This window comes from Flavobacterium fluviale (assembly GCF_003312915.1).
GTDB lineage: Bacteria > Bacteroidota > Bacteroidia > Flavobacteriales > Flavobacteriaceae > Flavobacterium > Flavobacterium fluviale.
This window is the reverse complement of record NZ_CP030261.1, coordinates 4,478,916-4,493,662: the sequence shown is the minus strand read 5'-3', so window position 1 is coordinate 4,493,662 and position 14,747 is coordinate 4,478,916. Positions and strand designations below refer to the sequence as shown.

Here is a 14,747-nt window from a genome sequence, read left to right as displayed (position 1 = left end):
TTTAAAAAATACGAATTAAATCATAAAAATCATACAGCATTCCAGATTGGATCTTCTGGAGTTGGCGCAATAATGGTAATGTTTTCTTTAGAAACAGGATGCACAAAAGTGAGCTTTCTAGCATGAAGATGAATGCCTCCGTCAGGATTACTTCGATCTGCGCCGTATTTCAAATCGCCTTTAATTGGAGAACCAATCGCATTTAATTGTGCGCGAATTTGATGATGACGCCCAGTGTGCAAATTGATTTCAAGTGCCGTATAATTCTGTAATTCTTTAATGATAGTGTAATCTAAACTTGCCAGTTTACTATCTGGAACTTCTTTTAAATGTGCTTTTGAAGTATTATTTTTTTCGTTTCTTTTTAAGTAGTGAACCAATTTAGCTGATGCTTCTTTTGGTTTATTTTTCACAACCGCCCAATATGTTTTTTTCGTTTCACGATTGCTAAACAATTCGTTCATGCGTGTCAATGCTTTACTGGTTCTGGCAAAAACAACAATTCCCGTTGTAGGACGATCCAAACGATGAATTACTCCTAAAAAAACATCTCCAGGTTTATTGTATTTCTCTTTAATGTATTCTTTTACAATATCTGACAATGGTTTGTCCCCCGTTTTATCTCCCTGTACAATATCGCCAACACGTTTGTTAACCACAATTATGTGATTGTCTTCGTGTAGAATTTGGAGATTGTTTTTGTTAGAAAGAATTTTCATTTTGATGCGAAATTTAAATGGCAAAAAGTTTGGCTAAAGCCTTCCTATAGGCTTAAAAATGAACCTCCAGCTAAAGCTGGAGGCTATTGAGAAAACCTTTGAATCTTTGTTGCTTTGAACCTTTGTGCCTAAAACCTTAGCATCTCAGAACCTTAGCAACTTAGAACCTCAAAAATTAATATTGTTCCTTCTCATTAGGAAAATCACTAGACTTAACATCAGCAGCATATTGACCAATTGCTTGTGTCATTTGCTCGTAAAGATTTAAGTAACGACGTAAAAAACGCGGACTAAATTCATTATTCATTCCTAACATATCGTGAATAACCAAAACCTGACCGTCAACACCGCCGCCGGCACCAATTCCGATAACAGGAATCGAAATGCTTTCTGCTACTTTTTTAGCAAGATCTGCTGGAATTTTTTCAAGTACAACCCCAAAACATCCAATTTTTTCCAACATTTGAGCATCTTCAATCAGCTTTTCAGCTTCCTCTTCTTCTTTGGCGCGAACGCTGTAAGTTCCAAATTTGTAGATCGATTGAGGTGTTAAACCCAAATGTCCCATAACTGGAATCCCAGCGTGCAATATTTTTTTGATTGATTCTTTAATTTCTTTTCCGCCTTCTAGTTTAACTGCGTGTCCGCCGCTTTCTTTCATGATTCTGATAGAAGAACGTAAAGCTTCTTTAGGATCCGACTGGTAACTTCCAAAAGGTAAATCAACTACGACTAAAGCTCTTTCGACAGCACGGACTACAGACGAAGCATGATAGATCATTTGATCTAGTGTAATTGGCAGTGTCGTTTCGTGACCAGCCATAACATTTGATGCCGAATCACCAACCAAAATTACATCAACACCCGCAGTGTCTACAATTTTTGCCATTGTGTAATCATACGCTGTCAGCATAGAGATCTTTTCTCCGTTGCTTTTCATTTCAATTAATGACTTTGTTGTGATTCTTTTATAATCTTTCTTTGCTACTGACATTTTATTTTTTTTTGATATTGTAAAAGTATTGAATAATTGTAAACTGGGAATCAGCAATAATAGAATATTTCGACAGAAAATAGCTTCCCGTTTTTAAATTCTAATGTAAATTGACTGTCTTCCATTATAATAAAGTATTTGTGCGGATATTTTAGAGAAGCTTCAATGTAAGTTCCATATTTTTCAATGAAAGCTTTTTCAGACAGCGTATAATCTAAAATGGCATTTTGATTTATGATGAATTTGTTGTTTTCGTTGATGAAAACTTTAATGATTTCAGCTTTGTTTTGTTTTTCATCTACAGAAACTTCTAAATCAGGATAATAGTAAAATAAATCACTTAAATAAAGACCGCATTCATCTGAAATATGAGTTTTCTTGGGAGGGTTTCCAAATGTTTTAAGCAAATCAGTCTGCGATATATACACTGAATTAGTTATAAATCCTCTTAACGAATAATGCGATTTTTTCGAAAATGCGATAATATCTTCAAGCTTTTTGCGCTGTGATAAACCTTTGGCTAAAGCCATATTCAATTCGGTTTCAGCGATTAATTTGGGATCGTTTAACTGCGTAACAACTTCGGAGTATCTTTTATAAGCTGGAACTAAGCTAGAATAACCGCTGTTCCAAGCTAATTCTACAATTCTTTCGCTTAGCGTTTTTCTTTCAGCAACTGCATTAACGTCCAGTTTGTCGAAATCTTTTATTAAAGCGTCGAAATTAGGTCTTAAACCAAGAAATTTTCTCAGTGTAAATTTGGCATATTCTTCAGAAAAACTACCGTTAATATTTACCCATTCGTCAGGATTTACAGGAAGATAATTTACCGCAGCAGCATCGCCGGTAAAAAGAATTTCGCGAATTTTTGCATTTTTATCTGGTAATGCCCTGGCTTTGAGTCCGGCAGCTAAAATAAAAAGATGATTGCCACCATAATAGGCGCCGCCTTCAAGAATTGGATTTTGAGGATCTTTAATTTTTACGTCTTTGGCATTCAATCTCGCAGCTACATATTTCTCTTCAATAAATCCTTCATTAAAATTATCGGCTTTTACTTTGCGCCAGCCATTTTGACTTTCACCTAATAAACGAATTTCTGCACCGTATTTAAAATAACCTAAAAAGGCAGCAGATGAGTTTGGAGAAGTGTATAATCTGGTATCAGAATTTAGAAAATAACGTTCTTGAGAATACAGTAAAAGCGAACAGAAAAAAAGTAAAAAGTAAAGTTTTTTCATGAAGTTAATTTTGGTTTTGCCACAGATTAAAAAGATTTTCACAGATTTTTTTATTTTGTTTTTACGCAGATTTAAAAAAATCTGCATAAAAAATCATTTTAATCTGTGGCAAATAAATATTTTTAACAATCGGCCATATTAACGGCAATTGCAAGTCCGCCTTCTGAGGTTTCTTTGTATTTGGAATTCATGTCTTTTGCTGTTTCCCACATCGTATTTATAACTTTATCCAATGGTACTTTAGCATTTTTAGAATCAGTTTCTAATGCCAATTCAGCCGCATTTATAGCCTTTATTGCACCCATTGTATTTCTTTCGATACAAGGTATCTGAACCAGACCGCCAATTGGATCACAAGTTAAACCAAGATGATGTTCCATCGCAATTTCTGCAGCCATTAAAACCTGAGCAGGAGTACCGCCCATTAATTCGCAAAGCGCCGCTGCAGCCATCGATGACGAAACGCCAATTTCTGCCTGACATCCTCCCATTGCAGCTGAAATTGTCGCCCCTTTTTTGAAAATACTTCCAATTTCGCCGGCAACTAATAAAAATTGTTTGATTTCTTTTTCGCCTGCATTGTGGTTTTCAATAACCATATAATACATTAAAACAGCAGGAATTACACCAGAACTTCCGTTGGTTGGAGCAGTAACAACACGACCTAAAGACGCATTTACTTCGTTCACGGCAAGTGCAAAACAGCTAACCCATTTTAGGATCTGGCGAAATTTAACTTCCGTTTTTCTTATTTCTTCCAGCCAGCTTTGCGGATCATTATAATTAGATAATCCGATAAGATTTTGATGCATGTCAAAAGCTCTTCTGCGCACATGAAGTCCGCCTGGAAGAATTCCTTCAGAATGACAGCCAATGTACATACATTCTAACATCGTATTCCAAATACGCATTAATTCAGAATGCACTTCTGCTTCAGGACGCATTGAAATTTCATTTTCATACACAATTTCAGAAATCGATTTGTTTTCAGAAATTGTATAATTCAATAATTCTGCAGCTTTTTGAATTGGATATGGAAAAGCACATTTGATAACTTCCTTCAGTTTAGCATTGATTCGCTCTTCTTTTACCACAAAACCGCCTCCGATTGAATAAAAAGTAGATTCATATTCGGAATTATCAGCTTTGTAAGCCGTAAATTTCAATCCGTTAGCATGAAAAGGAAGGAAGTCTTTATTGAAAACGATATCTTGGAGAAAATAAAACGGAATTACTTTTTGGTTTCCCAAATTGATTTCGCTTGTAGTTTCTATTTTTTTGATAATTCCAGCGATATCCTCAACCGGAATATATTCAGGATCCTGACCGCTCAATCCGAGCATAACGGCAAGATCTGTTGCGTGCCCTTTTCCTGTCAAAGAAAGAGAACCGTATAAATCAACTTTTACCCTTGTAATATCTTCTAAAATTGCTTCGTCTTTCAGTTCTTCCAAAAAGCGTTCGGCAGCGCGCCAAGGACCCAAAGTATGTGAGCTTGAAGGGCCGACGCCAATTTTAAGCATATCAAAAACAGAGATACATTCTTCCATTGTTCAATTTTTGTTAAGACAAAGATAATTGAATAATGCAATGATGTTTTATTTTTGATTGTTAATCTTGCGTATTTGTTAAAATAAATATTAAATATTAATAATTTGTCAACGAAATAAATTTAAATCCGTAATATGCAGTTTTCGTAGAAAGTTAGCGTTTTTTAGGTATTTTTGTAGTAAATTAAGCTGTTAATAGCAGCGCGATTCTTTCCAATTATTAATACTTCAGGGATTTTGTTCTAATTCTGAAAAATGTCTTTTTACAAATTATAATGCCACAAGAAGATAAAGTTACAATATGATAGAATTTTTCAAACATCTATTACAAGAATTCGAATTACCGCTCACCAATCCCGTGTTAATCTTTTCTTTAATACTTTTTATAATCCTGCTTTCGCCGATTTTACTAAAAAAAATCAATATCCCTGGAATTATCGGACTTATTATTTCGGGAGTGATTATTGGGCCTCACGGATTAAACATCCTGGCAAAAAATTCTGCGGTAGATTTATTTTCCACAATCGGACTTCTGTATATTATGTTTATTGCGGGTCTAGAGTTGGACATGAATGAATTCAAAGCCAATCGAAATAAGAGTTTACTATTCGGTTTTTTTACTTTTATATTTCCGCTTTCCATTGGTTTTCCAGTTTGTTTTTATTTATTGAAATATGATTTTAATGCCAGCTTTTTAACAGCTAGTATGTTCGCGACGCACACTTTAGTTGCGTATCCAATTGTGAGTAAACTGGGAATTGCTAAAAATCAGGCTGTTGCTATTACTGTCGGCGGAACAATTTTGACTGATACCGCGGTTTTGATAATTCTTGCCGTAATTATGGGAAGCAGTCAAGGAAATCTAAATCAGGCTTTTTGGATCAAATTAGGCGTTTCATTAGCGATTTTTTCTGCCATTATGTTTTTGGTTATTCCAAGAATTGCCAAATGGTTTTTCAAAAAATTAGAAAGTGAGAAACACGCCCATTATATATTTGTACTTTCTGTAGTTTTCTTTGCGGCTTTCTTAGCCGAAGTAGCAGGAGTAGAGCCTATTATTGGAGCATTCGTTGCAGGTTTGGCACTAAATCCGTTAATCCCGCATTCTTCTGCTTTGATGAATAGAATTGAGTTTATTGGGAACGCTTTGTTTATACCGTTTTTCTTGATTTCAGTAGGAATGCTGGTTGATGTAAGCGTAATCCTCAGCGGTCCAACCGCTTTGATCGTTGCGGGAACTCTAAGCGTTGTTGCCATATTTGGAAAATGGATCGCAGCATTTTTTACACAGCTTGTATTTAAATATACCAAAACAGAAAGACAGCTTATTTTCGGATTGAGCAGTGCGCACGCGGCTGCAACTCTAGCCGTGATTTTAGTTGGTTTTAAAGCCAAAATCTTAGACGAAAATATCTTAAACGGAACTATTATTTTAATCCTGATAACCTGTATTGTAGCTTCATTTGCTACTGAAAAAGCAGCTAAAAAAATTGCGATCTGCGAAGAAGAAATTTCACATGAAGATACTGAAAGAGATCAGATTTTAGATGAACATATTTTGATTCCGTTAGCAAAAACTTCTGCGGCAGCCAGTTTGTTGGATTTTGCCTTATTGATAAAAGATAAAAAATCGTCTAATCCCGTTACATTGCTGACGATTGTTCCGAATAACGGTCAAGCCGAAAAGAATATTATGAAGTACCGAAAAGCAGTTGATAAGTTTGTGGTTCAAGCTTCTGCCTCGGAAGTGAAAATTAATACAATTGCCAGAATCGACCACAATCCTGCAAGTGGAATTGCAAGAACTTCAAAAGAAATCATGTCGGATATTGTGATTGTAGGATGGCCGAGAAAAACAGGATTTATTGATAAAATCTTTGGGGAAAATGTTGATTCGATAATTAATAATGTAGATAAAAATTTATTTATCTGCCGTTTTCAAAGAAACTTTATTGAAGAAAAAAGATTGGTTTTTGTTTGTCCGCCATTTTCAGAAAGAGGCGTTGGCTTTCAGTTACTAATTCAGAAAATCTGTCGTTTGTCTCAGGAATTGAGTATTCCAATTATAGTTTATGCCGAATACAAAACGCACCAATCGATTCAGCAGATTGCTAATAATTTAAAACTGAATGCAAAATTAGCTTTCAAAAGCGTTATGGATTGGGAAGATTTTGAAGCTATTTCAGACGAAATAAAACCAACTGACTTAGTCGTTTTCAATTTGTCTAGAAAAGGTTCTGTTTCTTACCAATCAATTTTTGATAAACTGCCTCAGAAATTTGAGAAATCTTTTGGAGAGAATAACGTTATTTTAGTTTATCCGCAAGACGATCGTAAAGAAAGTGCTATGGACGCTTACGAAGATTTTACAGCATCGCCACTGGCAAAAGGTATCGAGGCCATTGAACAAATTGGACGCGGTTTAGGTAGTATTTTGAAGAAAAGTTAAAAATTCATGAAATCACTTATACTTACAATTTGTTTTATTTTTTTGATACTTTTTAGCAGCTGTAATAAAAATAGAGATTCTGCAAATTCAGTTTCGGAAATTCAACCAAAAAATATTGAACATGCAGTAGATACTACTTCAGCAAAGAAAAAGATAGTAGTCGAAAACTTTGAAGAATTCAACAAAAAATTTCATTCAGATTCTCTCTTTCAGGTTTCACGAGTTGATTTTCCTATTGAAGGTAAGCATGTTTCTGGTTTTGAACAATACAGCTGGAATCGAAAAAACTGGCAGTTTCAAGTCATTCCTGTCGCTGAAGAAACTGAAATTGGAGAATATCAACATTCATTGGTGAAAACCGACACTTTAATTACCGAAAGATTTTGGATTCAAGACAGCGGTTTTGAAGTCGAAAGGCAGTTTAAATTGATTGGAAATAAATGGTTTTTAATTTATTATAACGACATAAATATTTAGGAATATGAATCACAATGTAAAGTCAATTCGACCATTTATAGGTTCTAAAGATTTCGAAATTTCGAGAAGTTTTTATCGTGATCTGGGATTTGAAGAGACAGTTTTAGATACAAAAATGTCTGTTTTTAAATCCAATGAAATTGCATTCTACCTGCAAGATGCGTACGTCAAAGACTGGATTGACAATACTATGATTTTTATTGAAGTAGATGATGTTGAGCGTTATTATAATGATCTTCAAGTTTTAAATCTTCAAGAAAAATATGAAGGTGTAAAAGTAACTCCAATTCGTTATTTAGATTGGGGAAGCGAATGTTTTTTGCATGATCCGTCTGGAGTTTTATGGCATTTTGGGAAGTTCAAATAAATTTTGAAGAGCTGCTTGTTAGTTGAAATAAGGAATAGTGTATTTCCTGACGAACAAAATCACCTCAAACCAAAATCACCCAAAATACTCGTAGTACTTTTACGCTGATACCAATCATTATATACTAATTCTATATTTTTTACATCAAAATCTCCAAAATCGTAATCACGGAATTTTTCTGTTATTTCCATTAGTTTTTTGGGATCATGAAGTTTTTCCTGAAAACGCATTACCGTAGAATGTGCGGTGAAAATTTCATATCGACTGTCAATACTTTGTTGTAAACCAGACTTTTTAAAATTCTCGCGGAGTCTGTTTCTTAAATTATTCAAAGTTTCATCAGATGGAAATCCTTGAATCATGATAGCCGAAGGTGATGCAGTTACACCTTTGTAATGAATTTTTATTTTATCGACATCTACAAGGCTTCTGCAAATAATCTCGATGTATTCGCTTGGCGAAATCTGATTTAAATCAAATGCTGTAGAACAAGAAATAATCGACATTACCGTAATATGAATATCCGAATCAGGATAGAAATACTGTTCAGGTTCTGCTTTTTTTAATTCGTTTATAAATCTTTGAATATTGGCTTTAATTTCTTCGTTTGGACGAATAAGCAATGTAATCCCGAAACGAGAATCAGAATCGTTTTTAAGTTCTGCATCAATACCATATTTGCCTGCTGTAATAGTTTCACAAGAGGTTTTATAAAGCTGATTATAGTGTTCGGATAAATTCATTTTATTGTACTATTCGGCTTCAAAAATAGATTTTAAAAGCTGTTGTAAATCATGTTTATTGTTTTCTCCACTGCCTTTCCATTTCCCAATAATAATGCCATTTTTATCAATTAAAACTTTATGAGGAATTCCATTAACATTATAGTTTTTGATGATGTTTTTGTTGTCTTCAGACGTAAAAATATGTCTCCAGCTTTCGATTTGCTCTTTTTCAATTGCTTTTTTCCAAAGATCTTGTTTGTCATCTTTTGCAACGCTTATTATCTCAAAACCCTGCTGATGGTATTTTTTATACAATTCTTTAATGTATGGAAGTTCTTCCCTGCATGGTCCGCACCAGCTTGCCCAAAAATCTATTAAAACATATTGTTTTCCTTTAAAATCATCAATTGAAATTGTTTTTCCATTACTATCTACTAAACTAAAACTTGGCGCGGTGCTTCCTACTTTGCTCTGTTTAAAATATTGAAGATTTTGAGCCATTTCTTTTCCTTTTTCAGAATTTCTAATCTCTGGAGAAAAGTTCTGGAAAACTTCTACGTAAGTGTCGTAAAAATTCATACCAATGAACCGATTAACGTGCCTTCTTAGTAACTTTAATGCAGCTAGTGAATTTGGATATTTTTTAGCAAAAACAAAATCCTGTTTCAATTCATTTATTGCATTATCATCAAATGCATTAAATAATGTGTCTGAACGTAGTTTTAAATTCTCTTTGACAACAGAATCTATTTCAGTTTCAATTTTTGATTTAGTCTCTTGCATTAATTTCCCTATTGAATCTGAAATCTTTTTTGTTGGTTTGTGCAGTTCTACAATCATTTTTTCTATCTCTGCGTCGCTTTGTGCAGAGGCAAGACTGCTAATTGATACTAAAAGTCCAATAAAAAAAAGGTTTAAGATTTTCATAGGCTGGTCAAGTTTTTCAAAAACACAATTGATAAATTTATTTCTTTTTCGATTTTTCGAGATTTTCTTTTACTCTGAATTTTACAATTTTGGTTATTAAATCGTAAGGCATTTTTTCTTTCAATGGAAATTGAACAGAACCTTTTCCAGATTTATATTTAGAAAGTTCTGCAGCAAAAGCTTCGTGGCCTGTTGGCAGTGCGTAAAGTCCGATATGATTTTTAAAAGCGGCAAAATAAACCACAATTCCATTTTGCTCAAAAGCGGGCATAGAATAACTGATTTTTTCCTTAGCATCGGGCGCAGCTTTCTGAATCGTCATTCGGATTTTCTCCAAAATTTCTTGAAATTCATTTGGAAAACCGCCAATGTATTCGTCTATGTTTTCAGGTTTCTTTACTTCCATGGTTTTGTTTTAAGTTTAAAGTTTCAGGTTTCAGGTTTTTTTAGTTTGAGGTTCTCTGTAATAACTTGAAACATGAAACTAAAATAACATGAAACAAAATTTAAGCTAATCCTTTTGGAAAACGATCTAAAACTAGATTTAATTGTAAGTTATGCTCTAAATACGCTTTTGCACCTGCTAAAACCAAAGTAAAACCCTCTGTAGAATTGCGAACCTGATCGATTATTTTGTCTGAGTCTCCGTGAAATCCCGAATTTATAATACTTACAAAAGTTTCATTTTCGTTTAACGGACTAAATACCCATTCGACTAAAGTAATTTCGTCTGGATTTCCCCATTCAATAACAATCTTTTTATTTTCCTGTAAAACCAATGTTTGAACCGTAAGTGAAAAACCATACATTTCCCAAGTCCATTCTGTTTTTTGGTTTTCTTCCAGCTTTCCAGAGCCTTTTGTAAACCAAAATTTACTAGTAATCTGTGGATTTACAAAAGCCTCAAAAACTTCTGAAACCGGTTTCCGAATCAGCATTTCAGCTTTTGCAAATTTGTTATTTTCTGTTTTCATTTGCTTGAAGGTTAGATGTTATAAGTTAAATGTAATATGATTTTTACAACGTAACTATAGTTTTTTCTTGTGACCTCTAAATTATGAAATTGCTGTAGGAAAACTGTCAAAAATTAATTAAAAGTGTAACTCTTTTATGATTGAAGTATATTGTATCCAAGTTAAACTTTCTCTTTATCGATTCATTTGCCTACAGTAGGAGCGGTATAATTTTTCATTTGTTCTAATAAATCATCAATATCTTCGCTTACCAATAGCATTTTTTGATTTACTTCTTTCAAAAGACCTTTTTCAGTCATAGTTTGAAGTAATTCTAATAGAGGATCATAAAAGCCATTTATATTTAAAACTGCAATTGGTTTTTTATGAAGTCCCAATTGAGCCCAAGTCAGCATTTCGAAAAGCTCTTCAAGAGTTCCAAAACCGCCCGGAAGTGCAATTACACCGTCGCATAAATCATTCATTTTAGTTTTGCGCTCGTGCATGCTTTCAACCAAAATCAATTCGGTTAAACCTTGATGCGCAATTTCCTTAGATCTTAAAAAGTTAGGAAGTACCCCAATTACTTTTCCGCCCGCGTTTAAAGTTCCATCTGCAACAGCGCCCATCAATCCAACATTTGCGCCTCCGTATACTAATTCTATATTTTGTTCGGCTAAAGTTTTGCCCAATGCAATTGCTTGTTCTTCGTAAATTTTTTCAGTGCCAAAACTAGAGGCACAGAAAACTGTAATTCTATTCATTTATTTTGTTGGAAATTTAAAATTTAAAATTAAAGTTTACGTGTGATCTGTTACTCGATGACTATTTATGGAACACTGTAAGCTCAAATTAACTTTACTTCTTTAGCTCATATTCAAAGTGCGGCAAATTTACACCATTATTTGAAACCACCATAGTGTTTATTTTTTCTGCTCCAAGTTTTAAAACGGCTTTCTGCGAACGGAAATTTTCTGCTCCAACATGAAATATTATCGAATTTACATATTGGAAAGCATAATCAATTAATAGTTTTTTACAGGATTTATTGTAAGGTCCGCCCCAAAATTTTCTCGCCAAAAAAGTATATCCAATTGCAATACTTGAATTTTCTGGTTTATAATCGTAGTAACGTGTAGTTCCGATAATTTCGCTGGTTTGCTTATCTAAGATTAAAAAAGCGCCTTTAGAATTTATTCCTGCTTCAAAGAAAGTTTTAAAACCTTCTCTATTACTTCTTTCTTTTGCAGGATGCTGTTCCCAAATTAATGGATCTGAAGCGACTTCAAATAATTCTTCAAAATGTTTTTCTTCTAACGGAATTAATTTTATGATTTCATCTTCTAAAAAATCGGGCTGTAAGTTGAAATATGATGTTGTCATTTTTTGAGGTTTTATAGTTAGTTTTTTAGTTGAGATTAATCGTAGAGTATCTCATTATAAAATAAATTAAATCTTTTTAATCTGCACGCAGGAAACATTTTCCATTTTAATTTCTTTCCCCACTTTCTTTAGCAATCCAGTTTTAGAATCTCTTCTAAAAACAATTACATTGCCCGTAAGAACATTAGATGCAATCAAAAATTTACCATTTTCATCAATGGCGAAAATTCGAGGATGTTTTCCTAAAGTTGATTGATAACCAATATTTTTTAAAAGACCATTTTCGTCAATAGAGAAAATAGCAATATTGTTTTCTCTACCGCGGTTTGTGGCATAAAGAAATTTTCCGTCTGGTGAAATATGAATGTCAGAACTTTCAAAACCTTCTTTTATTTTATCAGGATGAGCGGCGATGCGCTGGATTTTGTTTAAAACGCCATTTTCATATTGATAAACACTTATTTGTCCCGCCATTTCTTCAATACAATAACTAAATTTTTGATTTGGGTGAAAAGCAAAATGCCTTGGGCCGGCTTCTAAATCGGTTTTAGTAAATGGATTTTTTGTTTCCACTAATGGCTTTTTCTGATTTTCATCAAATGCATAACAACGAATTTTATCGGCACCTAAATCGGGTAAAAACAGATAATCAAATTGAGGAGAAAATACAGAGGAATGAACGTGAGATCTTGTTTGTCTTTCTTTGTTCGTACTTCCTTCCATATATTGAAAATTCTGTGCAATAGAATCGATTTTTCCGTTTTCTAAAATCGGGAAAACAGAAACACTTCCTTCTGTATAATTGGCATTGGCAATCCATTTGCCGCTTTTGTGAACAGCAACGTAAACAGGATTTTCGCCCCCGCTTCTCTGACTGTTTAGAAAAGTCAGACTTTTAGCAGCAGGATCAAACTCAAAACTGCTGATACTTCCCGCATTCGGCGTTTTGGTATCGGTACACGCGTAAACAAATTTACCGTTAGGAGAAACAGTTAAATAAGAAGGATTAACAACGTTCTTAACTGAAGCAAACTTTACCAATTTACCACTTAAAGTATCGAGCTGATAAACCTGAATAGCCTCTGCCGATTTATCACGATTGTAAGACCCTAAAAAGACATAATTACTTTGAGCAAACAGGTTAAACGTTAGGAGAAAGATGATGGTTAAGAAAGTTATTTTTTGTTTCATTTCTTTTGAAATTTTTAGGTTTCAAGTTTCAGGTTCCAAGTTTCAGGTTTCAAGTTTCAGGTTTCAAGTTTCAGGTTTGAGGTTTGAGGTTTTTGCCCGCATTGTCAGGCTGAGCGAAGTCGAAGCCCTTTGCGTGGTGCCCGAATTCTCGGGACGCTCAGGGTGACATTGAAAATATTTAGTTTCAGGTTTCAAGTTTCAAGTAAAATCAACAATTCACAATTCACAATTCACCATTAAAAATCACCTAACCCCTTTCCACCATTGTTTAAATACTTGATTCTCATTTTTCAATTCAACTAATTCGCCAATCATTGGTGTAATTAACGGAATTGGATTTTCAGATAAACTATTTAATTCTGTCACTCTGATTAGCGGTTCATCCCAAGAATGAAGTGATAATGCAAATTTAGAGGAATGAACTGGAAAAACTCTTTTGGCTTTTAAATCTTTCATGGCTTTTATCACATCATTTGGCATGTTGTGAATGTATTTCCATTTTTCGTTGTATTGGCCGTTATCAATTAACGCAACATCAAAAGGTCCATATTTTTCGCCGATTTCAGCAAAATGCGAATCGTAACCGCTGTCTCCGCCCAGATACATTTTAAAATCTTTCGTTTCTAAAACAAAAGAAGTCCAGAGCGTATTGCAGCGTTTAAAACTTCTGCCCGAAAAATGTCTGGAAGGCGTCGTGTGAATAGTTAGATTTTCATCTAATACTATTGTGCTGTACCAATCTTTTTCAATAATACTATCCGCAGAAAAACCCCAAAATTCAAAATGAGAACCCACTCCAAGAGCAGTAATTATTTTTTTAGTTTTGGATTTTAATTTTAGGATAGTTTCATAATCCAAATGATCGTAATGATCGTGTGTAATCAATAAATAATCAATTTCTGGAAGATCATCAACGGTGTAAATATCAGCACCTTTAAACGATTTTGTTGTGCCGGGAATAGGAGAGGCGTTGCCGCTGAAAACGGGATCAATTAAAAAACGCTTTCCTTCCAGCTGAATGAAATAAGACGAATGCCCAAACCAAACCAAAACATCCTGATTAATTGGTAATTCGTGTAAATTAGTTTTTACGGACGGAATCAAATCAGTTGGGATTTTTCGATCTACTTTTTTAAAGAAGAATTCAAACAAAACTCCCACAAAGCTTGCTCCTTCGGCAAGATCTGGCGTGAAACTCTGATTTTCGAATTTTCCATTTTTATAGTGAGGTGAATTCTGAATTGCAGTTAATCTTGGACCATAAGGTGTTTTTCCGAATTTTGGATGCTGGAGAAATTTGTAAACGAGAAGGGTAATTAGAAATAACGCAATTAGGGATGGGATCATTTTATTTTGAGGGATATAAATTTTGAGTATATTCAGTTGAACTTGAAATTATCTTTTTTAAAATTTCAAGATCAATATCAGTTAGTTTATTGATATAAATGCATGCTTTTGAAGATTTATGTTTTCCTAGTTTAGACAAAAGCTCTTCTCTATTTTCTTCGGGCAAATAAAAATAAACGGTGGTGGCAGCTTTTCTGGGAGAAAAAGCGGCAAGAGGTGCATCACCTTCGTGTCCGCTTTCGTATTTGTAATGATAACTTCCGAAACCAACAATACTTGGGCCCCAAATTTTTGGTTCAAAACCAGTGGTTTCCTGCATTATTTTTACGAGTTCAAAAGCGTCATTTCTTTTGGCTTCATTTTCGACAGCATTAATAAAATCAGTTACACTTTGCTGCGTTTCGATAGTTTTATTTTTTGCCAT

At 34.0% G+C, this 14,747-nt stretch carries 16 protein-coding genes; 3 read left to right on the top strand and 13 right to left on the bottom strand.

Annotation, left to right across the window (positions count from 1 at the left end):
- Positions 1–29: 29 nt before the first annotated feature.
- The 4 genes from HYN86_RS19395 to HYN86_RS19380 form a co-directional block, all read right to left on the bottom strand.
- Positions 30–719 (bottom strand): RluA family pseudouridine synthase, encoded by a 690-nt coding sequence (locus HYN86_RS19395; protein ID WP_162789409.1) that lies wholly within the window; start codon positions 717–719, stop codon positions 30–32.
- A gap of 175 nt (positions 720–894) precedes the next feature.
- Entirely contained in the window at positions 895–1,713 is an 819-nt protein-coding gene (panB, locus tag HYN86_RS19390; RefSeq protein WP_113679540.1) for a 3-methyl-2-oxobutanoate hydroxymethyltransferase, read from the bottom strand.
- A 50-nt stretch (positions 1,714–1,763) separates the two neighbouring features.
- On the bottom strand, positions 1,764–2,954 hold the full coding sequence (locus HYN86_RS19385; protein ID WP_113680008.1) for an SH3 domain-containing protein: 1,191 nt from the start codon (positions 2,952–2,954) through the stop codon (positions 1,764–1,766).
- 122 nt (positions 2,955–3,076) lie between these two features.
- Positions 3,077–4,504, bottom strand: a complete 1,428-nt coding sequence (locus tag HYN86_RS19380) for an L-serine ammonia-lyase (RefSeq protein ID WP_113679539.1) — start codon at positions 4,502–4,504, stop codon at positions 3,077–3,079.
- Positions 4,505–4,805: 301 nt separating this feature from the next.
- Here HYN86_RS19380 and HYN86_RS19375 point away from each other — a divergent pair, with 301 nt between their 5' ends.
- From HYN86_RS19375 to HYN86_RS19365, 3 genes are read left to right on the top strand one after another with little or no spacing between them, the layout of a single operon-like run.
- Positions 4,806–6,953 carry a cation:proton antiporter gene (locus HYN86_RS19375; protein WP_113679538.1) on the top strand — a complete coding sequence of 716 codons (2,148 nt, stop codon included), beginning with the start codon at positions 4,806–4,808 and terminating at the stop codon, positions 6,951–6,953.
- 6 nt (positions 6,954–6,959) lie between these two features.
- A complete protein-coding gene (locus HYN86_RS19370) occupies positions 6,960–7,430 on the top strand; it encodes a DUF4348 domain-containing protein (protein ID WP_113679537.1) in 471 nt (156 codons plus the stop codon).
- Between the two features lie 4 nt (positions 7,431–7,434).
- Positions 7,435–7,797, top strand: coding sequence for a VOC family protein (locus tag HYN86_RS19365; RefSeq protein ID WP_113679536.1), 363 nt, complete (start codon positions 7,435–7,437; stop codon positions 7,795–7,797).
- Between the two features lie 59 nt (positions 7,798–7,856).
- Here HYN86_RS19365 and HYN86_RS19360 read toward each other — a convergent pair whose 3' ends face one another.
- From HYN86_RS19360 to HYN86_RS19315, 9 genes are all read right to left on the bottom strand, one after another.
- Complete coding sequence (locus HYN86_RS19360) at positions 7,857–8,540, bottom strand: 2'-5' RNA ligase family protein (protein ID WP_113679535.1); 684 nt, start codon at positions 8,538–8,540, stop codon at positions 7,857–7,859.
- A gap of 9 nt (positions 8,541–8,549) precedes the next feature.
- Positions 8,550–9,449 carry a TlpA family protein disulfide reductase gene (locus tag HYN86_RS19355; protein WP_113679534.1) on the bottom strand — a complete coding sequence of 300 codons (900 nt, stop codon included), beginning with the start codon at positions 9,447–9,449 and terminating at the stop codon, positions 8,550–8,552.
- 37 nt (positions 9,450–9,486) lie between these two features.
- Positions 9,487–9,855 carry an iron chaperone gene (locus HYN86_RS19350; protein ID WP_113679533.1) on the bottom strand — a complete coding sequence of 123 codons (369 nt, stop codon included), beginning with the start codon at positions 9,853–9,855 and terminating at the stop codon, positions 9,487–9,489.
- Positions 9,856–9,955: 100 nt separating this feature from the next.
- Entirely contained in the window at positions 9,956–10,423 is a 468-nt protein-coding gene (locus HYN86_RS19345; protein ID WP_113679532.1) for an SRPBCC family protein, read from the bottom strand.
- A 182-nt stretch (positions 10,424–10,605) separates the two neighbouring features.
- Positions 10,606–11,166, bottom strand: coding sequence for an LOG family protein (locus tag HYN86_RS19340; protein WP_113679531.1), 561 nt, complete (start codon positions 11,164–11,166; stop codon positions 10,606–10,608).
- A 94-nt stretch (positions 11,167–11,260) separates the two neighbouring features.
- Positions 11,261–11,785, bottom strand: a complete 525-nt coding sequence (locus HYN86_RS19335; RefSeq protein WP_113679530.1) for a GNAT family N-acetyltransferase — start codon at positions 11,783–11,785, stop codon at positions 11,261–11,263.
- 66 nt (positions 11,786–11,851) lie between these two features.
- The gene (locus HYN86_RS19330) at positions 11,852–12,976 is read right to left on the bottom strand and encodes a lactonase family protein (protein WP_113679529.1); all 1,125 of its coding nucleotides are present in this window, start codon (positions 12,974–12,976) and stop codon (positions 11,852–11,854) included.
- Between the two features lie 243 nt (positions 12,977–13,219).
- Positions 13,220–14,323, bottom strand: a complete 1,104-nt coding sequence (locus HYN86_RS19320) for an MBL fold metallo-hydrolase (RefSeq protein WP_113679527.1) — start codon at positions 14,321–14,323, stop codon at positions 13,220–13,222.
- A gap of 1 nt (position 14,324) precedes the next feature.
- Complete coding sequence (locus HYN86_RS19315; RefSeq protein WP_113679526.1) at positions 14,325–14,747, bottom strand: DUF1801 domain-containing protein; 423 nt, start codon at positions 14,745–14,747, stop codon at positions 14,325–14,327.